The following is a 23,741-nucleotide window of genomic DNA, read 5'->3' as shown; positions in this document are numbered from 1 at the left end:
AACGGTCTCGCTTACATCATCACTACATCAAACTGCTCTTGGGTATACAGCGGCTCTACATGCACTTTTACTTGTTTACCAATGAATACTTCAAGCTCCGCAACTGCATGCGATTCTTCACCTTCGAGCGCTTCGCCTACAGACGGTGACGCATACACCACAAACTTGTCAGCATCATACGCACGGTTCACTCGGGTAATTTCACGCAAAATTTCGTAGCAAACCGTTTCCACCGTCTTCACTGAACCACGACCTTCGCAAGTAGGACATTGGCCACAAAGGACGTGCTCAATGCTTTCACGGGTGCGCTTACGGGTCATCTCCACCAGACCAAGTTGAGTGAAGCCATTGATGTTGGTTTTCACGCGATCTTTCGACAGCGCTTGCTCAAGTGACTGCAATACGCGCTGACGGTGTTCTTCCGAGCTCATATCGATAAAGTCGATGATGATAATGCCACCGAGGTTACGAAGACGAAGCTGGCGCGCAATGGCACGGGTAGCTTCGGTGTTGGTGTTGAAGATGGTCTCTTCAAGGTTACGTCGACCCACAAACGCGCCGGTGTTGATGTCCACCGTGGTCATGGCTTCGGTTTGGTCGATAATCAGGTAGCCACCAGATTTCAGCTCCACTTTACGATCAAGTGAGCGCTGAATTTCATTCTCGGTGTCATACATATCGAAGATTGGCTGCTCGCCGGTGTAGAGCTCAAGCTTGTCAGATAGCTCTGGCACAAACTCTTCAGTAAATTCGCGAAGTGCTTCCATCGCTGTGCGGGAATCAACACGGATAATATTGAGCTCAGTACCAACGAAATCACGCAAAATACGCTGGGCCAAACCTAACTCGCCATAAAGCATCGACTTGGAAGGACGCTTGGCACGACGCTCCAGCACCTTGTTCCAAAGACGTTTTAGAAAAGCCGCATCCTGAGCCATTTCCTGATCCGATGCGCCTTCTGCCGCGGTGCGGATAATGAAGCCGCCGAGGTCATCACAGTAGTCAGACACGATGCTCTTAAGGCGCTCGCGTTCTTCTTCACTTTCAATACGCTGAGACACGCCCACATGTGCCGCCCCCGGCATAAACACCAAGTAGCGCGAGGGTAAGGTGATGTCTGTGGTCAGACGCGCGCCTTTAGTACCCAGAGGGTCTTTCACCACCTGTACCACGATATCCTGCCCCTGGCGGACTAGCTCAGAAATATCGCGCACCTGGAACTGTTGCTTTTCGTTTTCGGCCACACATTCGGTGTGAGGAACGATATCTGAGGCGTGCAGGAACGCCGCCTTATCCAGACCGATATCAACAAAAGCTGCCTGCATACCTGGAAGTACGCGGCTCACTTTGCCTTTGTAAATGTTGCCGACAATGCCGCGCTTCGCTTCGCGCTCAATATGCACTTCCTGTAGATTACCCGCTTCAATCATGGCGACCCGGGTTTCTGAAGGCGTCACGTTAATCAATAACTCTGCGTTCATAGGTTTTTACCGCGTAATTTTTGGAATTCTTTTAACAGAGTATCTGTTTCGTAAAGTGGCAGACCGACCACAGCATGATAACTGCCGTCAATTCGGGTCACGAACCGACCACCCAACCCCTGAATGGCATAGCTTCCCGCTTTATCACAGGGCTCACCGCTATTCCAATAGGTCTCGATTTCTTCATCACTCAGAGGTTTAAACCATACATTGGTTGTGACCAGTGTGGTCAGAGAATGGTTCCGATCTGCCAGCGTGACAGCTGTCATCACCTGATGTTGACGATCAGACAACTGTCGTAGCATGGTGCGCGAAGCATCGAGGTCTGCGGGCTTTTCCAATACCTTACCGTCACAGACAACGATGGTGTCTGAGCCCAGCACTGGCAGGTCGATAGGCGCGACATCCACGCCGGCTTTTGCCTTATCGAGGGATAAACGGCGGACATAGTCCGCCGCTTGTTCATGAGGCTGGCGCTGTTCTTCAACGTCAACACGTAAAATCTCAAACTGGACAGAGAGTTGTTCCAGCAGCGCCTTTCTGCGAGGTGAGGCAGACGCGAGATAAAGTTGAAGATCTGCCATGATTTCTCCAGATTACTTAATCGAAAACTGACGGCGCACCCGTCGCAGCAGCAAAAACAGCCAAGGCCATAATAAGAAGTTAAGCAGACCTGCCCAAAGCTGCGCGGGATCGAACTGCACATTGGATACCAAGTACTCCGCCCAAAACTCTAGCACTTTTCCTGCCAAAGTAAGCAAAGACAAGAGTGCTGCCTGTTGCCAGAGCGACATATTACGCAGCATCTGAAAGTTCAGTGCGACAATATAAACCAGCACTGACATCATCAAGCCGCGCACACCGAGTGTGGAGCCCAGCATCAAATCCCAGAGCAAACCGACTACCAATGCCGTACCGACATTCACGCGGTGTGGCAGTGCCAATACCCAATAGAAAGCCACCAACAACACCCAAGACGGGCGGAAAGGTGCCAGCTCACCAGGCCACGGCGCGGCCTGAAGGATCAGTGCGATAATAAACGACAGCCAGATAAGCGCACGGCCACGCATGCTTGAATTAGCCATTGCTTACCTCTTCGGTTTGTTCTTCGGTCGTTGAAGGTTGGGCCTCTTCACTTGCAGGTGCTGGCTCTTCCCCTTCAACCACTTCTTTTTTCTCGACGTCAGTTGGCCACACCAGCAATAGGTATCGCAAACGGTCAAACTGTACTTCTGGTTTAGCATCCACTTGCGCGAACGGGCGCTTATTGTCGAAAGAGAACGACGTGACCTTCGCCACCGGATAACCTTCAGGGAATACACCACCCAAGCCAGACGTGACCAGCATGTCGCTAGGTTCAATGTCCGTGCTGCTTGGAATGTTTTCCAGTTGGATATTGTCGTTGTCACCGCGACCTGAAGCGATAACACGAATATCGTTGCGCACCACCTGTACCGGAATCGCATGGGTTGGGTCAGTGATTAGCAATACGCGGCTGTTGTGCGCGCCTACGTAGGAAACTTGCCCCACAATACCGCGCTCGTTAATCACTGGTTGGCCTTCGTACACACCGTTTGTGCGCCCTTTATCAATCATCACCTGATGCTTGTAAGGGTCAGAGTCTACCGCCATTACTTCCGCTACCATCTTCCGTTCGTCACGCACAAACGGTGAGCCCAGCAGCTCGCGCAAACGCCGATTTTCTTGCTCTAGTTGATCCAGGATCAACTGTCCGCTTCGCAGCAGCAGCACTTCTTCTTTGAGCTTGGTGTTATCAATCAACAGCTGTTGGTGCGAGGTGAACTGACGGAAGACGTTATCGAGCAGATCACGTGGTACATTTGATGCGTATTGCAGCGGTGCCACCAGCGAGTTCAACAAATAACGGAAATTAGTGAAAGCACCCAAACGACTATCAGCCAGCATGAGGCTGGCTGATATTAAAAGAGCGAAGAACAGGCGTAATTGTAGCGATGGCCCACGGCCAAAAATTGGTTTCATTCAGTTACAACCTGTTTGTTGATGGAAGAAGATCAATCTTCGCTGAACAGATCGCCACCGTGCATGTCGATCATTTCCAGCGCTTTACCACCACCACGTGCAACACAGGTCAGCGGCTCTTCAGCAACAACAACCGGAATGCCGGTTTCTTCTGTCAGCAGACGGTCAAGGTCGCGAAGCAGCGCACCACCACCAGTCAGAACCATACCGCGCTCGGAGATGTCAGATGCCAGTTCTGGCGGACACTGTTCCAGTGCAACCATCACAGCAGACACGATACCTGTCAGCGGCTCTTGCAGCGCTTCCAGAATCTCGTTGGAATTCAGCGTAAAGCTACGTGGCACACCTTCTGCGAGGTTACGACCGCGTACTTCGATTTCACGTACTTCGTCACCTGGGTACGCAGAACCGATTTCATGCTTGATACGCTCAGCCGTTGCTTCACCAATCAGGCTGCCGTAGTTACGACGCACGTAGTTGATGATGGACTCGTCAAAACGGTCACCGCCGATACGTACAGAAGATGAGTAAACCACACCGTTCAGAGAGATAACGGCAACTTCTGTCGTACCACCACCGATATCGACCACCATAGAACCGGTCGCTTCAGACACTGGCAGACCTGCACCGATTGCCGCCGCCATTGGCTCGTCAATCAAATACACTTCACGCGCGCCTGCACCCAATGCAGATTCACGAATTGCACGACGCTCAACTTGGGTAGAACCACAAGGAACTGCCACCAGCACGCGTGGGCTAGGACGCATAAAGCTGTGGTCGTGAACGGTTTTGATGAAGTGCTGCAGCATTTTCTCAGTCACGTAGAAGTCAGCGATAACGCCGTCTTTCATTGGACGAATTGCTGCGATGTTTCCTGGCGTACGGCCCAGCATTTGTTTTGCTTCATGACCGACTGCCGCGACGCTTTTTGGTGAGCCTGCACGATCTTGACGAATTGCGACAACGGAAGGTTCATCCAGAACGATCCCTTGTCCTTTTACATAGATGAGAGTGTTAGCTGTTCCCAGATCGATAGACAGATCGTTAGAGAACATGCCACGAAGTTTCTTAAACATAATCTTCGGTTAATCCTGCAAGCGTTAAAATTCTTCAAATTCCGCTAAATGTACCAACGCTGACGGGGCGCGGCAAGGTGATGATCTACAAACCTGAATGAGATCTGTCTTTTTTTTCATTCCCCTGTCAATGTGATGTTTTTTTCACCTTTATAGATGACACGATCACTTCCCCGATAAAACCCAAAGGTTCCTATAGCGCTGGGATCATCATCAAATTGCGTACCCTGCCAATTATGTTGCAACCAGGCTTGTGGTGCAGCGCTGCCGATCGCCCTATCAAGCCTCTGCCAGTAACGGAACTGCTCCCGGTTTAAATTGCCATTTTGAACCGGAGCCTTCACGACAAACTCGGAGCGGCCATTTTCGACAGTTTTCTTCGTTATGGTGTGGTTGGCGCTATCGCGCAAGAAAATCTGGGCACGGTTGGCTTCTTCGCTGGTACTGCTGAATAGCACTTCTTTCTCACCAATATCGGTCGATATTTCTGATGCATTATCTCGTGTATTGGTGAAAAAACGCTGACCATTAAAGACTTCGACTACGACAGGCATCTTTTGTTCACGCGAAAGATCTTGGGTTTCAGTAAATCCTTCCATGCGCATCCGGCCAAACATAAATTCACCCGAAGAAAATTCGGCACCATCTATTGATGGTCTATCACCACTAACAGGCCTGACAACCTTGGTCTCGCACCCCGCGACATTTTGAACGTCGCAATAGATGAAGCCGGTGTTATCGATATCGTCTTTGATCACCCCAACCGCAAAGTGCAGCGGGTCAAAAGGTCGTTCAGGCGCGTTTCCTTTTTCTAGGATCATGCGTTCCGAATTAAGCGATAACTGGCTCGTACCATCACTTCCAGCCTTCCAGCCTGTTTTCCCTGCCCTCACCCAACGCTCAGAGAGGTCTTGGCCAACAACCGGATTGGTCGAAGTTGGGTTAATTACCCAATCCTCAAATTCAGCTTTGTAAGCGTCGCCAAGTAAATGGTAATTCTTGACCGCCCTATTATTGGCCGTCATCGCATAAATCGTGTATTGACCATCGAAAGGCTGATTGAGGTAAGTAAACCCATCGCCACCACTGTCTTCACTGGCAGTGATAGCAGAAGTCAAACTGCCAGAAACAGAAAAGTGGGAGGGATAAAGACGTCCTAATGGCCTTTCACCTGGATTGACTGTCATATCGAGGTAATTTGCTGCCAGCTTTGAACGAACTCCAAATGCGCCGACTTCATCAACTGAAATATCCGCAAATCGATAACGAACATTGTTAACATCACCCGCATTATTCGTTTCTGTATGCGTAAGAGGAACAATGCCAGTTATCGCTGCATTGCTTCCGTCAACTGGCGTGACGACATAGGCTGTTTCATCCAAAGTTACTGTGGCGTCAGGCGCTTTCTGGTGCCAAAAGCTCGGCGTTGGTGAACGATTACAGAAATTTGGTTTAAGCGATACAACGCTCCCATTGGTCAGTGCGGCCCCTGTCAAATCTCCGCTTTGCCACACAACAGGTTTCAATGTGACGGTAAACGGGTCACCCGCTTTGATAAAAGCTTTCTGATTCGACACATCTGAGAGTGAAGGTAAGCTGCCGCAAACAGCAAAAGTATATGGGCGCGCATGCAGAGAGACATCCCCATTCAATTGCCTACTTTCAACACCATTCGAATCTTCTTCAACTTCAGTGGCGCTATCGCTACCAGCAGCATTTGCACTTTGAACTTCAGAGATGGGAATAGAGAGCACACCTGCATCAGAATAATTTAAGGTCAGAGCATCTGTTGCTACGCCTTTAGAAAACTCCACTTCGATGGTTTGCTCACCGACAGTTCCATTTACCGATGGTTTATGTGGTGCTCCTGTGGAGGTGTAGTTGGGTTGCTGATAGCTGGCATTCCCAACACTCAGTTGTTTTCTCCCCTCATATTCAGGGATAGGCGTTGGGTCACAATCGCCATAAATTGCTTCAATGGTTAACTTCTCCGGTTTACCTGCCACCATTTTTAATGGCGAAGGAGAGAAGCGGAACCCACCAGCAGTAAAAGTGTAATTACCTTGCTCGGATTTTAGCTCGCCGGTTTCATTTGAGGTAAAAGTAGCTTCTGCGTTGACAGTTCCGATGGCTTTGTTTTGTAGCCAGAGTCTGGTACTCCCTGAGCGTAAAACAACGGTTTTATCTGGGCCATTCGAACATACCCCGTTTTCACTAGTGGCCCAGCATGCTGTATCCCTAAAATTTAGAGCCTTGGCAGTCAGATCTCCTGAAATATTCCTAAGAACTTCCCCTTTGTCATTCGTAACATTGAACGTTATAGGGATTCTCGAGCAAGTATCTGACTGACTTTGAGTGGGGCTCAGGCGAAGTTCATAACTATCAGGTTCTGTATAAACAATTTCACTTTGATCAGCCATGCTGAGTAGCTTTGCAGTTACTCCACCCCATAACCGAGTGATGTCATCACCAGCCGATAAAGACCCCGCGAGCTTTACGGTATCGGATGAATAAATAAATGCACTGGTGTCAGAATCTGCTCCAAGTTGTACTGCATAGCCCGCTGCGGAGGCATCCGTACCTCGCGACCAAATTACTAGCTTATGGTCAGTTGGAAGCCCATTATCATCAACGTTAACTTTTGCGTTGTTAGCCGTTTTGAAACTGTTTACATGTAACTCAACATCACCTGAAATATGTATGCGAGCATACTGTCCTAGCTCCACATGCCCAAAATAATAGGTTCCTGACTCAAGGTACAGAACCCCATTTTGAGGAATTCTCACGATTTTGAAGCTCGGATCAGACTGACTCACATAGTAGGTGTTTGATGGCCAGTCACCTGGCCAAGGCTGTGGCCAGTCATCTGGAAGGGAAATGTTATCCAGTTCACCTGATAAAGGAGGTAAATTGGGGTCAGGAACTCTGAAGCCAGGAGCCTCATTACATTCGAAACTATCAGTCAAATCGGAACAATGTAAAAAACCCCAACGCCACTGAAATTCAGAAAAACCGACTTCAAAGTCTCTTTTCCCTGGATAAATCAATTGTCCATAGCCAGTCATATCTAGCTTTGAGGAAGTGTTAACCACAGACTGTGCAGGTCCCGGGAAATACAATTGATTCGCCCATACAGACATAGGAATAACGTGTAGTAACAGTAAGCAAAGAAAAGCTCTCTTCATTCGCTTATTCCCCTTGCCCAGCTTTCCTGAACCCTAACAACCTGATACGCACCGCTACCGCACTGCCCCTTACTTTCAACGTGGTATTGAACAAACTCCCCAGCATCAATGGTTTCGCAAGTCACTGACACAGAACAGCCTCTAAGACCTGCACTACCAAAATTCGTCACAACAGGTGTTTCGCTGCACGTTGCTGCAGGTAGATTGTTAGCATCTTTGGCCAGCGGAAATAGTCTCGCCATCGCCAATTCAGTGCCACTGTTTGCCGCAAGCCAGGCGCGGGCACCCAACACTTCACGGGTCGTTGTATCACTTTGTGAGGTGGTGATTTGCATCAGCGCTGCACCGAGAGCTGCCAAGGCTGTCATCGCAAATACCGCGATGATTAACATGCTGCCTTTTTGATGTTTGAGAGAAGTAACTTTACGGTGCATTGAGAACCTGCACTTGTTGGTTATAAACCGAAGACTCGCCGGATTGGCTGAACTTGTAAGTGATATTGATTAGGTTACCGCTGGCTAAAGATGTGGTGCCCAAGTTAAACCCGCTGCCCGCAGCAATGTTCATTGCCAAGGTCGTACTGTTCTGAGTGCCGTTATTGATGCGGCGTTCAAGCGAATCTGTATTGTTATCAAAGCAAAAACTCACTGAGTTTTCATATATAAAGAAACGACGGGAGGGTGACTCAGCAGGCCACAGGTCCGCAGCCGTTTTCGATGTTGTGATTGTATTGCCAACAACACCAGTGATCTGGTAGCTGTTGTCTCCTGTTAAATCTGCAGGCGATGAAGGTAAGAACACAATCCGATGATTCTCGCTCACATTGGATTGCCAATCTGTCTCTTTGGTAGAGAGTGCAACGCTCAGCGTATTTTCTCCCTCAACTAACTGATGGTAAGTGCCGGAATAGCGAATCGGCGTAAATACCAAACATTCCCCACCACTGTATACATGCAGGCTATTTGGCACCGCATGACGCAGCTCCCGGCCTACCCGCTCAACCGCAAAACGGGCTTCAGATTGCAAAGCTTCACGGTTTCGCGATTCAACATAGCCTGATGCGCTGGATTCGATAAAACCAAAGATACCGACCGAAACAATAGCCAAAATCGTCAAGGTAACGATTAGCTCAACCAGCGTAAATCCGCTAGGTCTACGGGTGAACAGAATCATCAGAAGTTACTCCGATAGGACGTGAAGTCATATCGGCCAAAACTGCCGGTATCGACGTACAGGTCGATGCGTTTGTAGAGTCTGGCGTTGTTGGTGCTGTCCGCAAAAGTACTGCTGTCGTACTCGACATTGATATCGACAGTGAAGCCTTTGTAATCCGACGCAGAGGCTCCAACCAGAGCACTCAAATCGCCTCTGTGGGTTCGAGTGCAGGACGAGCTTCCTCCCCAGCACCCGATATAGTCTTCAACAGCAACAAAACCCGTTCCTGCTGTAAGTGGAGAAGAACAGGTTTGAATAGGATTCGGGGCAACAATACCCTGCGCCAAAACGGCGTCAGCGTCTTCATCACAGCGCCAGCGACTGCCGTTGGGATCAGAGTTTTTATCAAACTGACGTGCCAGGATCTCGTTCATCACCGCTTGCCCTAACGCGGCTGCGCGGGCTTCATAATGCGGATTGGCAGATTTGGCGAACATAGGGAAAAGGGTGGTACTGAGTAGCACCATGGCAACACCAAATACGACGATGCCAATCACTAATTCCACCAGCGTATAGCCACGCTGATAGATTGAAATTCGATAGGTTTTTTCAGCTGCAGGCATGGAAATAGCCCTCGCTGTTTAAGCAAATTCTGGCTTCTGAATTGCCTTGGGAGAAGGTGAACTCGCACCGTTCAGAAGTGCAAAGGCGGCCGCCTACTGAATTTACCGGACGTCCCAGCAAATCAAAATAAATCGTTTGAGCAGGTGAAATGCGCACCTGTGATTCAGAAAGATCCACCGCATCACTGCGGGTTTCACCAAAACCACAGGCAGAATTGCTACTGCCCCCCATTCGGGAGGCAGCAACATACAAGGCATTGCAGGCAGAAGACGGCGTCTCCTGCTGCATCGCCCTGAGCTGGACTTGTCTGGCAACAGACAAACCCGTATCCCGAGCGCTGGTCACTGAAAAGGCTTCAGATCCCGACAGGCTCGGTACGACAAAGATACTAATGACCCCAAGTATCACCAGTACGGTGATCAGCTCAATCAGGGTGAAGCCTTTGTTCATTTACGGTATTTAGCTTGTCGCGCAGGTTTCAATTGACACAACTGGCGGTGAAACCTCTGTTTCTCCATCTTTTATTTCCGCAGCAGTGTACTGGACACAGTCAGTACCAGAGTTCTCTGTCAACTTGTACTGGATTGAGTTCTCTGGAGCAAAACCGTTTGCCGAAAAGCCATCAGTAACAATTTGAGCGCCAATACCTTCTGCTGTCGCAGATGGATAACCATTGGTCATATTAGCTGACTCGTAGGTGTCATCAATCAAGTACTTACCGTGGGCCATGGATGCTGCACTTTGCATTGCTGCTGCAAGACCACTTAGTGATGCCTTGCGTGCATCATCTTGGAAGCTGATGAACTTAGGTGCTGCCGTAACCGCCAAAATACCCAGGATTACGATCACAACGATCATTTCAATCAGCGTAAAACCGCCTTGACGTTTCATTTTACTTCTCCAGTTTCTCTCAATACTTCTACGCGACCAGATGCCGGGTAATAAGTAAAAACATGACGCGCCGAATTTGACGTGCCATCACTCCAAATACCGGCGCGTGCCGGCCTCTCAAATCGGCAATAAGGTTGGGCGTTGTTACCTTTGTCCTTCACCACTATTGCGCGAATCTTTGGCTGCGAAATTTGCTCTGCCACAGCCTGTAATCTGTCATCCAGCCAGTAAGACTGGTCGGTAAATTTTTCCAGCAGCGCACCGCAATCTTGGCTGTGTAAATCTGCCAGTGTTTTTGCGCCATTTTCCAGCGCAAAAGGAAAACCTTGTTGATGGTTATCTGTTGGATTCAATCGGAAACTGACATCCTCAACAGTAACGATATCTTTTTGTTTACTCTCGTTTTTTAAAGCAGCTCGCAAATGCACATTCTTGGCAGAGCCTTCAAACGCATTGGCGAGATAACGAAACTCCACTTCATCGGCAAACTGCATCACACGCTCAAAAGCGGGAATCGCTGCCATCACGACAATACCGATAATCGCGGTAAGCAAAGCCCACTGGGTAGCACTGCTTTCCCTGAACCTAAAAATCCAGCGCATTTAGCCGCCGCGGATCAGGTCGAGCATGTTCCACATTGGCAGGAAAATACCCAATGCGAGGATCAACACCATGCCCGCCACAATCAGCAGCAGGATAGGCTCCATCCGCGCTGACAGGGTTTTCAGGTCGTAATCCACTTCGCGGTCGTAAAAGTCGCTCGCTTCCAGCAGCAGGTTATCAATCTGACCGGTTTCCTCGCCCACCTGAATCATCTGGTGAACCAGTGGCGTAAACAGTTGGCTGTCTGCGGTGACGGAACTGAGGTTAATCCCCGACTCTATCGCCGCTTTCATCTTGTCCACTTCGCCACCAAGAAAGTGGTTATCCAGCGCTTCACCAGACATTTGCAGTGCAGTGTTGAGCGGCACACCAGCACGCAGCATCAAGGCGAATGTTCGCGAGAAGCGCGACATCAAAGCGCGATTAACCAGGTTGCCGACCAGCGGAATGCGCAGTTTGAATTTGTCCCACTTCACCCGGCCTTGCTCGGTGTTTTTCCACACCTGTAAGCCTGCTACCAAGCAAACGGTGCCGAAGACCAGCAGCCACCAGAAATCGACAAAAAAGCTCGATGTCGCCATCAAAATCTTGGTCGGCAGTGGCAAATCAGAGCCAAATTTGGCAAACATGCCTGCAAACTGCGGGATCACTTTGACGTTCAAAAACGCCATCGCACCGATGATCACCATCAACACAAATGTTGGGTAACGCAGCGCCGATTTGATCCGGCGGCGGGTTTCCATTTCCTGCTCGTAGTATTCAGCCAGCTGGAGCATGGCATCATCGAGACGACCCGTGTTTTCCCCCACCTGTACCAGCGAGACAAACAAATCACTGAACACATTTTCGTGGTCACGCATTGCCGCCGACATCGGGCGACCGTTTGAAAGCTCATTGGCGACGCTTTCAAGCGCAGCTTTCAATGGCTTATCCGTGGTGCTTTGCCCTAAGCCTTTAATGGCACGCAGCAGCGGGACACCCGCTTTTATCAAGCTGTATGCCTGACGGCTGAAAATCACCAGCGATTCCAGTTTCACCTTTGGCTGAAACAGCGGCGCATTGGCTTTTTGTGCCCGCGCCTTGGTGATTTCCAGTGATAACAACACCGCGCCAGACGCTGACACGTTAGCGATCGCATCACTCTCGCTGGCAGCTTCAATAATCGCCGAAACACGTTTTCCGTTCGGCTTGCGCGCGGTGTAGCGATACCTTGGCATCAGGCACCTATCAGCGACATTGCTGCCGCTTCAGAGAGCTTCATCGCTTCTTCCAGCGAGGTTTGTCCTTGCTTGGCAAAATCCAGCGCACTGTGAACTAACGGCTTATAGCCCGCTTGTTGCTCCGCCAGCGCAGAGAACAATTGAGTGTCGTTAGCGCGCAAGGCGTCCATCAACTCTGGCGTGATTTCCAGAAGCTCAAACACACCAATTCGCCCTTTGTAACCGGTAAAGTTACAGCTCTGACAGCCGCGGCCTTTGTAGAAGCCATGCCCTGCCATTTCTTGGCGGGTGGTTGTCAGCCAAACCTGCTCAACATCGTCAGTGGCGTGGGGCACTTTACAGTCCGGGCAGATGCGGCGGATCAATCGCTGCGCCAGCACCGCGCGCACTGCACTCGCCACCAGATAACCCGGCGCTTCCATATCCAAAAGGCGGAGCGCACTGTCAATGGCGTTATTGGTGTGCAAGGTCGAGAGCACCAAGTGACCTGTCAGTGCCGCGCGAAGACCGATTTCCACAGTTTCAAGATCACGCATCTCACCGACTAAGATGATGTCCGGATCCTGACGAAGGAAGGTGCGAAGCGCGGAAGAAAAGCTCAGGCCAATCTTGCTTTGAATTTGTACCTGACTGATACGTGGGAGACGGTATTCCACCGGGTCTTCCGCAGTCAGGATCTTTTTGCCCGGCACATTCAGTTCATTGAGCGCGCCATAAAGCGTGGTGGTTTTACCCGAGCCTGTCGGGCCGGTGACCAGAATCATGCCGTGTGGACGGCGAAGCTGGTTTCGGAAACGCACCAGCATCTGCGCATCCATACCGACCTCTTCCAGCTGCAGCACACCGGCCGACTGGTTAAGAAGACGCATCACCACAGACTCGCCGTATTGCACAGGAAGCGTCGACACACGCACGTCGATGGCATTGCCACGGACATTGATGTTGAAGCGGCCATCCTGCGGCAGACGTTTTTCAGAGATATCCATGCCGCTCATGAGTTTCAGGCGAAGCACCAGTGCAGAAGCAATCGCTCGTTCTTTCAATAGCGTTTCGTGTAGCACGCCATCAATACGCTGGCGAATTCGCAGAGCATCGGCATCAGGCTCAATGTGAATATCCGAAGCATTCACTTGTACAGCGTCTTCAAACAGCGAGTTAATCAGTTTAACGACGGTGACTTCTTCAGATTGCTCTTCGTCTGCCCCGAAGTTTTGTTCCAGCTTTACGCCATGCTCGGCCTGCAGTCGCTCAGCAAAAGAAGCGATTTCGCTGGTGCGGCGGTAGTAGCGATCAAATGCGTCGATCAACGGCTGCTCTGCCGTGATCAAAAGCTCTACCTGATATTGATGCAGCTGATTCAGCACACTTTCCTGTGAGGCCAGATCCGCGGGATCGGACATCGCCACACGAACCGTGTTCCCGATACGACCAATCACCAGCGCGCGAAGGCGTCGAGCATGCACTTCTGGCAGCAAACTGACGGCACTTGGATCGACTTGGGTCAGACTGAGATCAATCAGTGGTACGCCAAGCTGTCGGGCAAGGAAGTCCAGCATCTGACTTTCGGTCAGAATGCCCATCTCCATTAAGGTATCGCCAAGCTTACGTCCGGTCTCAGACTGACGGGCTAGCGCAGCATTCAGATGTGCATCAGTGATGATGTGCTCTTCAACCAGCAGGTCGCCAAGACGCTTTCGTAATTTAACGGCCATCTGTCGCTCCCTGTTTCAGGTTCTGGAGGTAAAGCAAACGCTGGCGGGCAAAGTTCACTGACTGGTTGCTCAAACCGCCGGACTTCACAGCTTTGCCATAGGCTTTTGCGGCCTCCTCATTGGCACCGGTTTTCTCAGCAGACACACCCAGTCCGAGCCACCAGCGACCGTCCATCGGTTCTTGCTCTGTCAGCCATTGATAGCTTTGCTTGGCTTCAAGGTTCTTACCCAGCTTTTGTGCCAAGGCCGCGCGCATGGATACAAATCGTACCTGCTCGCCGTCCAGCAAGTTCACCGAAGAAGACAGCACATTCAGCGCAGATTCTTCGCTGCCACTTTGCTGGTACATGCGCGCCAGTGTGAGTTTCAATGTTGCGGAATTTGGGTTGGCGCTGATGCCTTTACGCAGCACGTTTTCTGCATCTCGCAATTGGCTGCGCCCATACAAAAGCCCAGCCAATTGATTGGTGGCAGCAATGTGGCTCGGGTTGTATTTCACCGCATCACGCAGAAAAGCGATGGCTTTTTGTGTATCGCCAACCTGAGCGCGTTTCTGCGCTTTTTCGTAAGCGATATCTGCCAACTGTTCGCCAGTCAGTTCGATGGTTTCTACTGACAGTGAGGCCGCTTGTTCAACTTCTACTGTTTCTTGCACTGGCGCAGCTTTAACTGGCTCTGCTTTCGCAATCAGCACAGGTTCAGCTACCTGTGCAGTTGCTCTGGTTTCGACTTTCGCCTCAGAGACAGGCTCAACAGCTTCCACCTTCGGCGTCATTTTCATTGCCACATAGCTGACTTCACTTTTCACTACTTTCTGGGTAGGCGAAGGGACGGCTTTAGGTGCCGGCTCAACGAATACGGGTTCAGGTATCAAAGTTGACGCCGGTAGAACCGTTCTCTCACTGCCACTCGAAAGTGCCCACGAAATACCCGTCGCTCCCACCAAAGTCGCTATCAGTGCCAGCACGACACGTGCAAAACGAAAGCCCCATACAGAAGGGATTGGCGCCACATTGACATGTTTTTCATTGTTTTTCGGCGACGATAGGTCGCTCAACATGCGGTTTAATTCACTCATGATTTCCTACCCCCAAACGGCCTGAAGCACTGAGTGCTTGCGGGCGAGAGGTGTATCTTTAATGGCAAGGCGAACAGCATGCGCGCTGACACAGCGTTTACCCCTGCCAAAACTCAGTAACAGCGATTTATGGCAAAGCTGATGCACCAGTCGCGGAATGCCCTGACTGGCGACCCAAATGCGGCGCTTTGCCCACGTAGAGAACAGTGGCGAAGCGCCCTGTTCTTGTAATCTATGGTCGATATAGGCCGACGTTTCGGCAAAGCTCAGCGGCGTTAATTCTGCGCTGAAACTGATACGCTGCAGTAGCTGGCGCATATTGTGCTGTGACAGACGCTCATCAAGCTCTGGCTGGCCGAACATAATTAGTTGAATCAGCTTACGCTGCTCGGTTTCCAGATTGCCCAGCAAGCGGATCGCTTCAAGCACTTCATCCGGCATGGCCTGCGCTTCATCGCAAAGGATCACGACAGGCTTTTCATCTCGTGCAGCCACAATAGCTGCCTGTTGGATTGCACCAAGCAGCTTGTCTTCTGTCACCTGTTCATCAATACCAAGCTCATCAGCAATCAGGCGGTGCAACCCTGCCACCGTATTGGCCGGGTTTGGCAGAAATACCAAGGTGAAGCTGTCGCTCAATGCTTTGAGCACCAAACGGCACACCATGGTTTTTCCTGTACCTACTTCGCCTGTCACTTTGACCAAGCCTTCGCCCATTTCCATCGCCGACACGCAGGTATTTATCGCATCCACGTGAGAACGCACGCCGAAAAAGCAACGTGTGTCTGGGGTTAAGCTAAATGGCGCGGCATTGAGGCCAAAGTGCGACATATACATAGGGCTGGCTTAATTTTCCGGGAACCAGTCGTTCAGCAACTGACGCGAGCGGTTGATTTCTTCCTGCCAGGTTTGTTCACCCACCACAGAAGGCTGTAGCAAAATCACCAGCTCGGTTTTCTGCTTCATGCGATTCACGTTACGGAACAAATGGCCAAGACCCGGAATATCGCCGAGAAGTGGCACTTTAGAGACCATTTCTTCGTAGCTCGATTTCATCAAGCCGCCAATGACGACCACATCGCCGGATTGAGCATGGATGATAGAGTCCGATTCGCGGATAGAGGTCTTCGCCAGTGGCAACACATAAGGTTGGGCGGAAGTGCCAAGCTGGATGGTTTTTTCTTCTGTCACTACATCAATCACCGCGGGGTGAACATGCAGCAGCACGCCATTTTCATCATCGATTTGTGGCGTCACATCCAGAGAAATACCCGAGAAGAAAGGTGTTAACTCGATGTTTGGGCCAGAGTCTGAGTTATCGCCCGAGGTGTCGCTGGATGAAATATCCGTAACGAAGTACTCATCACCACCGACTTTAATGACCGCTTTTTGATTGTTTGCCGCTGTGACACGTGGACTCGACAGCACGTTCACATCGCCCTGAGTATCAAGGAAATTCATCACAGCAGAAAAGTTACCATCCGTGATGGTGATATTGGTTTGTCCGCCAATCACATTGGAAATAAAGTCGCCGGTCAGTTCAGCCGCGTCTCGTGTAATTTCCACACCACCGCTGCCAATCGACGACGTAATGTTTGACCAGTTAACGCCTTGCTGATAGCCGTCACTCAGTGTTACTTCGAGGATTTTGGCTTCCAATATCACCTGACGCTTCAGGCGTGCTTGTGATGCGTCGAGGAAACGTTTCACTTCGCGAAGTTCATTCGGGTATGCCTTCACCGTGATAAGGCTTGCTTGTGGCGACACCACAATGCTGCGTCCATCGCCATTACCAATCATGGCGGCCACAGCACGTTCAAGCTGCGCCCAGAAATTACTTTCCGCGCGGGTTTCAATCACGGTTCCGCCCGTCGGCACTGAGGTACGCTCAGTTTTTTCATCATCTCCGCTGCCGGAGCTGGAGTCCGTCGAAACTGCACCTGTGCTGATTGAAGTCAGTGACACGCCAGCACGTTGAAGCTGTAGGTAATCTACCGGAAAAGTTTCCGTACGCAGTACCGCCGGGAAAATCTGGATCAGACGACCACTGATTTCGACGTTGTAGCCATAGATATCAGAAACCACTTCCAGCGCTTCAGGCACGGTGACATCTTTCAGGGAAACGGTGACCTTCCCGCTCACTTCCGGGTGCATCACCAAATTGAAATCCGTGCCTTGCACCAAAGAACCAAAGAAGGCTTTGGCATCCACATTGTTGGCATTTATGCGCAGGCGTTTTTCGGTCAACACGCCACTGCCAGAGGTGTCAGAGAAATCCCCCATCAAATCCTGAGTGACCGCATCTGGTAATTCCGTCAATGGCTGGGAAGTGCTCTGTGCATAGGCCTCGTTCAGCGCTTCCTGTATTTCAGTTGGCTTTTGATGTCCCACGCTCTGACACGCCGACAACAGCATCGCTGCGGCGAAGGTCAGCAAACCTTTGCTCAGTAATGAATGTGTCTTCACTGTACTACCTGCTCATTAAATACGGTCAATGCCCAACGCTTGCCACCACGGCTCAGCGTTACGCGCTCTTCATCAATTTGACTGACGACATAGCCATTGATGCTTTGCCCTTTCCCCACGCTCTTGCCATTCAGCACGGCAGAACAACTGCCATCGCTCGCACACAAAATCGCGTCCAGCTTTGGTAAGCGGTACACCTTTTTCTGGGTAGGCTGGGAGGAAGGCGTAAAACCCAAAGGCGCCGTCGGGTCGCTCTCTGCTAAAGACGTTATCGGCAGCAACAGCAAAAACATAATCAGAATGCTATTCAGTAATTTCATTTTTGCCCCCAATAAACACAGCACTTTCACCCAGGGTGTAAACCTCAATGGTGACTTCCGCCATTGGGTATTCTTTCACGCTGTAATCTACGCCTTGCCAGTAGTATTTGACGGGCAAGGCTTCTAACGCACTCAAGTAATCAACAATGTCGAAGTAGCGACCTTCCAGCGTGATTTCGACAGGATGGATGTAGTAACCCGCATCCTCAGTGTCTGTCAGTTGTTGTGGTGGCAAGGAATTCATTGATACCAGCGTCAAACGCTCAGACTGTCTCAGCACAGCTTCCATCAATGAAGACATTTGGGCAGCGGTAACCAAACCATCCACCTTGCGCTCCATTTCGCTATCAAGCGCTGAAATCTCTTTGTTGAGTGTTGCCAGCTCGGCTTCAAGCTCAGAATTCGGTGAGGTGTGCAGCTTTTCCTGCTTCAGACGATTGAGTGTCACCAAGTCTTCGGTCGTGCGCTCTGACTGAAGAATCTGCGTTTCCAGCTGCGCCAGCGTCTTACTTACTGGCTCAATAAAGAGGAACAAACCCAAACCGAGAATCGCCACCCAACCAGCCAGCGCAATCATCCACTGCTCGCGAAGACTCAGCGCGTCAAACGCGTCTTTTCCACGGGTCAATAGTGCATTCATTTCGCGCTCTCCCCGCTTTCACGCTTGGATACCAGATTGAAGTTCAGGCGGTTGCCTTTATCTCGACTCAGCGCCATTTGTTCAAACACACGATCAGCCAGTGGTGGTTGAGTGTTGAATGTCTGCAGCCAAGCAGGAACAGAAGCAGGAGTAGCAGCCAGTCCGCTCAAATCGAGCGACTGTTGACTAACAGAAATAGAAGACACGGAAATATCGCGGCGAGAAAGTGAGGCCAGCGCGCGGAAGGTATCTGCATGGCCTTGCTGCAGCGCTGCATCGTGCTGTTTCACCGCTGCCAACGCCTTGCGCTTAGCGTCAATGGCGGCTTTTTTCTCATTCACCTCATTGGTCAGGCTTACCGATGGCAGATGCAAAGCCATTTGCTTGTTAAGCTCATCGGAAAGACTTTGTGCGCTCTGTCGCTCGCTGTCTGCCAGTGAAAAGAATTTCTCGGCTTGCGCCAATGAAAATTGTTGGTAAGCAGCCACTAACACCACCAGCAGCGAGGTTGCGCCCCATACCAGCAGCATTTTTTCGAACGTCAGCAGCGGCGCTTTTGGCGACAGATCGTCACTGAACAGATTCACATCCGGGGAATAGTCGTGGCTTAAAGCCGCAATCGCGATGTGTTGATGATGGGTGCCGGTATCAAAAAGCTGCTGTGGACGCACGGCCACAGAAAGACGTGAAGACAGTTGAAACGCCAGTTCGGTATCGTCGATGCCATGAACACTGATAACCAGCCCAGTCACCTGGGCGCTTTTCAGTTGTGAACGCAGGTAATCGAGGGAACGCTGCACTTCCAGTGCCAAATCGTCAACAACCGATGGCGGCATCATTTGCCCTTCGAGCATCACACCACGAATCTGGCGCTGGAAGCAAAGCTGGCCAAGATGAAAGGCAGCTAGTTGCAATACGCCATGGCTATCACGGCTTAGCACCATCTCGGTTTTATCCAGCTGTGTCCACTGACGCAGCGCCACGTCTTCAAGCGATACGTTGGTGAGTCGGCACTGATTTTTTTCCAGTGTTTTGCTGAATTGGATAAGCGGCAGTTTGTGGCAGACAAATGCCTGAAAACGGTTAGCCACCGGCGAGCTAAAGCCATCGGCAACAATGTCCGACGGCGAATCAGAAATGAAGTCTTTTAACTGGAATGGTAAAGCTGCGCGTTTGTCTTCATCAGACAAACCGGGATCATCAATCAACAGAGATTGATACAAACCATGCCCGAGCACAAGATGTACGTCTGCCTTGCTGATCCCGTGACGGGAAATCAGTAGTGACGCTGCCGTCCACGGGTCAGATTGAGTGACGGTTTGCGCATCCAGTTGCGTCTTTCCAGCGTTGTCCTGATACGCAATCACGACCTGTTCGGCGGACGCAACCAAGCTAACAACATGCCGTTGTTTTACTGGGGAAAACTTTGCAAAAAGAGTAGAAACTGCCATCTGCACCTAATAATTGCTCGGGAAATGTTAATAAAGTGTTTGAAGTACACTATATTCTATCAAATTTCCCGCCAAAAAATAAGTACGTGCGCGACAGTTTCATGACGCAATTGAGCGTTTTATAAACAATGCTCGATCCATATCATTGTTTGCGCCAACGTTGCCTCTTTCGCGTAGCTGGACTGGAGGAAAGTTCTGCCCCCAGAAAACGCCCCTGGCCGCCCATAACTCCCAGTTGTAAAAGCACTTTCCATTCCTGTTGGGATTCCACTCCCACTGCCAGCACTTGCGTTGGTGTCGGGTCACAGGCTCCCAACATACTGCGGACATACAGTTGGTTTTCTGGTCGCTGGTGAATGTCGCGGATAAGGCTTCGGTGAAGCTTGATGTGCTTCGGTTGGATATCTTTTACGTAGTGGGTACTTACCACAGAACGGCCAGCTTGATCGACCACTACCGCACAACCCAGCGCGCGAACCATACGTAGTGTTGGTCTCACCGCATCGAAGTGTTTTACCAGCGGGGCTTCAGAGATTTCAATTTGCAGACGGTTCAACACACTGCGCGGCGTTTGTAGCAAAGTGTCACGCAGCCAGATTTGGTAAGCACGTTGACCCAGTGATTCGGCGCAGACGTTTATGGATAACACTTCACGTCCATCACCCGTACGAAGAAGGTGAAGGGCTTTACCCACCACACGCCTATCAAGCGTACCGTGCATCCCCACTAGATCGATACCGTTCATAAAACGCGACGCTTTGATGATAAGGCCGTTTTCATCTTTGATGCGTGCCAGCAACTCGGTATGCAGCTCCTCGCCCTTGGCGTCTTTCACTATTTGACGGTAAAGGTCTGGGCCACCCGCTTCAAACACCCGGGTCAACAAAGTTCGCCAGCGAACGCTGCCACGGGCATCGTCTGCCACAACATCTTTCTTAAACGCATACCAGCCATTGCTTCCCTGAAGCACAGCGCTACGTTTGGCCATGTCGGCTTCTTCCATCAACCGGCCTCGGCGTTCACCGGTGGTAAAGAAAGTCATCCCCAGATGCGCCCAGTTTTCTTCTTCAAGGCATTCAGGTGGCGTTAAACGTTCAAGCGCTTTCATCAATTGGGTGGCAAACAGACGGGCATCTTTTGCCGACTGGTGCGTCAGCAATACAGCAAATTCGGTGTCGTAATAGCGCGCAAGGACGGCATCAGGGAAACGAAGGATGGCATTGGACAACACGTTACCCACTTCTTTCACCCACTCGTCTGCGCCTTCTTTGCCCGACTCATGCACCAGAGTGTCCCAGTCGCCAATGCGGATCATTAGCACAGCACCCTGAGCACCTTTATCTTGCAGCAATGTTTGCAGGCGGTTGTCGAACATCACGCGGTTGGCCGCACCTGTCAGCTTGTCTAGGAAAGTGTTGGAACGGATAAACGTATCAAAGCGACTGCGTTCCTGACGCGCTTCGCGAAGTTCTGCAATCATCTGGTCGAGGGCGATACTGGCCGTTGCTGGCCATTCCCGTTCATCACCGGTATGCACTTCTTCCGCCCGCCCGGCTAAAATCAACCTACCTCGATGTTCTAACAGTTCGGCACCCAGAAGCTGGGTTCGAAGCCATCTAATACCCCAGGAAAGAGCCAACACAATGACTAATACCGCGAGCGAAAGCGAAGACATCGCCCCTATGGAGTAAGCAAAGTCCGCATATGGCGGCACCGACTTGATATTAATATAGAAGCCGGGGTTGCTCGGCAGAGCGTAGCGGTTTTCAATCAGTTCAAGTGGCTGTGTCGTCGTGTAAATTTGTTCATAGCGATAGAGAAGACCAGTCTTGCTGTTGATCTCAAGCTCAACAATATCACTGGCTTTTAACAGCTGCGGCAGCCAAAGACCGATGTTTTCATTAGATGTGGGGTTAGCAATCGCATGGTCAATTTCAACCACCACTTTGCCAAGATAATGGGAGAGGAAATCCGTCCCCAGCTTGCGAAAACTGATTGCGCCGCCGATAAAAAGCACGAACATGGCACAAACAACAATAAGCGTTACAAAAGCGACCAATCTGTTGGTCAGCTTCATCCCGGCAACTTTTCTCATGTACTATCCAAATGAAGGGTTTTGCTGATCCCTTCTCAGCAAAAATAAGTTCAGAAGGCCAATCGGCCTTGAATTAGTTATTATCGTTGTTCCTGTTATGAAAGTGAACGCAAAGTCGATACTCGATTGATAATGAGTCAATAAATGGATTGGATTACCTGCGCGAAAAGTTATGTCACTGTGGTAGAGATGGGCTCGCTGGCTCAGGCCGCGACCAAGCTCAACACATCAAGCTCTGCCCTTTCCAAGCGGTTGGCCTGGCTGGAAAATCAGCTTGGGGTTCAGCTGTTAAAGCGTACCACCCGTACTTTGACCATGACCGATGCAGGACGCTTGTTTTATCAGCGCGGAAAACTGCTACTAGATGACTGGACGCAACTGGTCTCTGAAACCACATCCACTTACGGTGAAGTTAGCGGCGTGCTGCGAATTGGTGCTCCGCTTGCGACTGGAAGCCGACTGTTGGTTAACAATATCGGCGAGTTTCTTTCGGCATATCCAAACATTCAGGTGGAGCTTCATACTCTCGCACCCGGGCAACTCCCAGACCCAAATCTCGACGTGGTGATCACGCGCGAACTGGCAGACTTCAACTCCGCAAGCTTTATCGCAACCAAGCTGTTTGATTTCCAACCGCGCTTTTTTGCCTCGCCCACTTACCTTGCGCAACATCCACCGATTGTCGATCCTGAGCAACTTTTGCATCACAACTGTCTGCTCTATGGCTCGACCAGCCACCCACAAGAGCACGAGTTTGAACATGACCGAAAGCTGCGTTTGAGTGGAAACTTTGTCTCACCAAACCCAGAAGCACTGGTGAATGCTGCTGTTGCTGGGCTTGGGATCATTCTGGTTGGAGATGTGACGGTAAGAAAAGAGCTCGATCAGGGCTTGTTGGTACCTGTACTACCAGAAGTACGCCAGCCAAAAAGCGCGGCTTACGCCTACTATCCGAAACTTGAGTACAACCACACCAAAACGCGGCTGTTCATTGATTTTCTTAAGCAGAAAGTCGGTCACTAAAAAACATTTTCAAAGTGCCAGATAAAACAAACCCCGCCAAAAGCGGGGTTGTGCAGATTCGATAATATCGCGTTGATTAGAACGGGATATCGTCGTCGAAATCTGGCATGTCGTTGTACTGCTGAGGCGCCTGTTGTTGTGGCGGCTGCTGCGCAGGTTGCTGCTGTTGCGGCTGGTAGTTCGACTGCTGAGGTTGTTGCGGCTGACCCCAACCACCTTGCTGTGGTTGCTGTTGCATTGGTGCACCTTGGCCCATGCCACCACCTGAACGGCTATCCAGCATCTGCATTTCGTTCGCAACGATTTCCGTTGTGTAACGGTCCTGACCATCTTGACCCTGCCATTTACGGGTTTGCAAGCGACCTTCCAGGTACACTTTAGAACCTTTCTTCAGGTATTCACCCGCAATTTCAGCCAGGCGACGGTACATTACCACACGGTGCCACTCGGTCATTTCCTTGTTTTCACCGGTGTTTTTGTCGCGCCACGTTTCTGAGGTTGCAACGGTCAAATTGGCAACCGCTCCGCCATTTGGCAGGTAGCGAACTTCAGGATCGTTACCCAAGTTGCCAATCAAGATAACTTTGTTTACTCCACGGCTGGCCATATTTTGCTCCCAAACCTTTATTTATTGATCACGTGGGTGACGGTAAACGGCGATGATAACAGAAGCAAAAAAAATCGTCACAATCTTTAATGTCGACAGTGTGACTGAAATGC

23 protein-coding genes are annotated in these 23,741 nt (G+C 50.6%); 1 reads left to right on the top strand and 22 read right to left on the bottom strand.

Translation table 11 applies throughout. The features are described 5' to 3' along the window. Positions 1–11: 11 nt before the first annotated feature. The 21 genes from rng to csrD form a co-directional block, all read right to left on the bottom strand. Positions 12–1,481 (bottom strand): ribonuclease G, encoded by a 1,470-nt coding sequence (gene rng / locus GCE9029_RS18850; protein WP_062665931.1) that lies wholly within the window; start codon positions 1,479–1,481, stop codon positions 12–14. Then, positions 1,478–2,065, bottom strand: a complete 588-nt coding sequence (locus tag GCE9029_RS18845) for a Maf family protein (RefSeq protein WP_062665929.1) — start codon at positions 2,063–2,065, stop codon at positions 1,478–1,480. Before GCE9029_RS18845 ends, rng begins: the two co-directional genes overlap by 4 nt. Positions 2,066–2,077: 12 nt before the next feature. Then, positions 2,078–2,566, bottom strand: a complete 489-nt coding sequence (gene mreD, locus GCE9029_RS18840) for a rod shape-determining protein MreD (RefSeq protein WP_039849728.1) — start codon at positions 2,564–2,566, stop codon at positions 2,078–2,080. After that, entirely contained in the window at positions 2,559–3,482 is a 924-nt protein-coding gene (gene mreC / locus GCE9029_RS18835; protein WP_062665928.1) for a rod shape-determining protein MreC, read from the bottom strand. The genes mreD and mreC overlap by 8 nt, the downstream gene beginning before the upstream one ends. A 32-nt stretch (positions 3,483–3,514) precedes the next feature. Then, positions 3,515–4,558: a rod shape-determining protein MreB gene (gene mreB, locus GCE9029_RS18830; protein WP_002537278.1), complete on the bottom strand. Its 1,044-nt coding sequence runs from the start codon at positions 4,556–4,558 to the stop codon at positions 3,515–3,517. Between the two features lie 116 nt (positions 4,559–4,674). Beyond that, entirely contained in the window at positions 4,675–7,623 is a 2,949-nt protein-coding gene (locus tag GCE9029_RS18825; protein WP_197475404.1) for a DUF6701 domain-containing protein, read from the bottom strand. Positions 7,624–7,739: 116 nt separating this feature from the next. Beyond that, positions 7,740–8,135, bottom strand: coding sequence for an MSHA biogenesis protein MshP (locus GCE9029_RS18820; protein ID WP_197475406.1), 396 nt, complete (start codon positions 8,133–8,135; stop codon positions 7,740–7,742). A gap of 31 nt (positions 8,136–8,166) precedes the next feature. Then, the gene (locus GCE9029_RS18815; RefSeq protein WP_062665916.1) at positions 8,167–8,916 is read right to left on the bottom strand and encodes a prepilin-type N-terminal cleavage/methylation domain-containing protein; all 750 of its coding nucleotides are present in this window, start codon (positions 8,914–8,916) and stop codon (positions 8,167–8,169) included. Further along, complete coding sequence (locus tag GCE9029_RS18810) at positions 8,916–9,521, bottom strand: type IV pilus modification PilV family protein (protein WP_062665914.1); 606 nt, start codon at positions 9,519–9,521, stop codon at positions 8,916–8,918. The genes GCE9029_RS18815 and GCE9029_RS18810 overlap by 1 nt, the downstream gene beginning before the upstream one ends. Then, entirely contained in the window at positions 9,508–9,972 is a 465-nt protein-coding gene (locus GCE9029_RS18805; RefSeq protein ID WP_062665913.1) for a type II secretion system protein, read from the bottom strand. The genes GCE9029_RS18810 and GCE9029_RS18805 overlap by 14 nt, the downstream gene beginning before the upstream one ends. A gap of 9 nt (positions 9,973–9,981) precedes the next feature. Next, positions 9,982–10,413, bottom strand: coding sequence for a type II secretion system protein (locus GCE9029_RS26945; protein ID WP_062665911.1), 432 nt, complete (start codon positions 10,411–10,413; stop codon positions 9,982–9,984). After that, positions 10,410–11,015, bottom strand: coding sequence for a hypothetical protein (locus GCE9029_RS18795; RefSeq protein WP_062665909.1), 606 nt, complete (start codon positions 11,013–11,015; stop codon positions 10,410–10,412). Before GCE9029_RS18795 ends, GCE9029_RS26945 begins: the two co-directional genes overlap by 4 nt. Continuing rightward, positions 11,016–12,233 (bottom strand): type II secretion system F family protein, encoded by a 1,218-nt coding sequence (locus tag GCE9029_RS18790; protein ID WP_062665907.1) that lies wholly within the window; start codon positions 12,231–12,233, stop codon positions 11,016–11,018. Further along, positions 12,233–13,948 carry a GspE/PulE family protein gene (locus GCE9029_RS18785; protein WP_062665905.1) on the bottom strand — a complete coding sequence of 572 codons (1,716 nt, stop codon included), beginning with the start codon at positions 13,946–13,948 and terminating at the stop codon, positions 12,233–12,235. The genes GCE9029_RS18790 and GCE9029_RS18785 overlap by 1 nt, the downstream gene beginning before the upstream one ends. Continuing rightward, on the bottom strand, positions 13,938–15,026 hold the full coding sequence (locus tag GCE9029_RS18780) for a tetratricopeptide repeat protein (RefSeq protein WP_062665903.1): 1,089 nt from the start codon (positions 15,024–15,026) through the stop codon (positions 13,938–13,940). Before GCE9029_RS18780 ends, GCE9029_RS18785 begins: the two co-directional genes overlap by 11 nt. Before the next feature lie 6 nt (positions 15,027–15,032). After that, a complete protein-coding gene (locus GCE9029_RS18775; RefSeq protein ID WP_062665900.1) occupies positions 15,033–15,863 on the bottom strand; it encodes an ExeA family protein in 831 nt (276 codons plus the stop codon). A 9-nt stretch (positions 15,864–15,872) separates the two neighbouring features. Beyond that, positions 15,873–17,441 carry a pilus (MSHA type) biogenesis protein MshL gene (gene mshL, locus GCE9029_RS18770; protein WP_062666320.1) on the bottom strand — a complete coding sequence of 523 codons (1,569 nt, stop codon included), beginning with the start codon at positions 17,439–17,441 and terminating at the stop codon, positions 15,873–15,875. Between the two features lie 47 nt (positions 17,442–17,488). Next, positions 17,489–17,812: a hypothetical protein gene (locus GCE9029_RS18765; protein ID WP_062665898.1), complete on the bottom strand. Its 324-nt coding sequence runs from the start codon at positions 17,810–17,812 to the stop codon at positions 17,489–17,491. After that, positions 17,796–18,452 (bottom strand): type 4a pilus biogenesis protein PilO, encoded by a 657-nt coding sequence (locus tag GCE9029_RS18760; RefSeq protein WP_062665896.1) that lies wholly within the window; start codon positions 18,450–18,452, stop codon positions 17,796–17,798. Before GCE9029_RS18760 ends, GCE9029_RS18765 begins: the two co-directional genes overlap by 17 nt. Beyond that, entirely contained in the window at positions 18,449–19,903 is a 1,455-nt protein-coding gene (locus GCE9029_RS26575; protein WP_062665894.1) for a type IV pilus biogenesis protein PilM, read from the bottom strand. The genes GCE9029_RS18760 and GCE9029_RS26575 overlap by 4 nt, the downstream gene beginning before the upstream one ends. 142 nt (positions 19,904–20,045) lie before the next feature. Beyond that, entirely contained in the window at positions 20,046–21,998 is a 1,953-nt protein-coding gene (csrD, locus tag GCE9029_RS18750; RefSeq protein WP_062665892.1) for an RNase E specificity factor CsrD, read from the bottom strand. Positions 21,999–22,142: 144 nt separating this feature from the next. Here csrD and GCE9029_RS18745 point away from each other — a divergent pair, with 144 nt between their 5' ends. After that, a complete protein-coding gene (locus GCE9029_RS18745; RefSeq protein WP_062665889.1) occupies positions 22,143–23,021 on the top strand; it encodes a LysR family transcriptional regulator in 879 nt (292 codons plus the stop codon). 76 nt (positions 23,022–23,097) lie between these two features. Here GCE9029_RS18745 and GCE9029_RS18740 read toward each other — a convergent pair whose 3' ends face one another. After that, positions 23,098–23,628: a single-stranded DNA-binding protein gene (locus GCE9029_RS18740; RefSeq protein ID WP_062665887.1), complete on the bottom strand. Its 531-nt coding sequence runs from the start codon at positions 23,626–23,628 to the stop codon at positions 23,098–23,100. Between the last annotated feature and the right edge of the window lie 113 nt (positions 23,629–23,741).

It is taken from the genome of Grimontia celer, from assembly GCF_900055185.1.
GTDB classification, from domain to species: domain Bacteria; phylum Pseudomonadota; class Gammaproteobacteria; order Enterobacterales; family Vibrionaceae; genus Enterovibrio; species Enterovibrio celer.
Note: the sequence above shows the minus strand (reverse complement) of the source record. Positions and strands in the feature narration are given on the sequence as shown.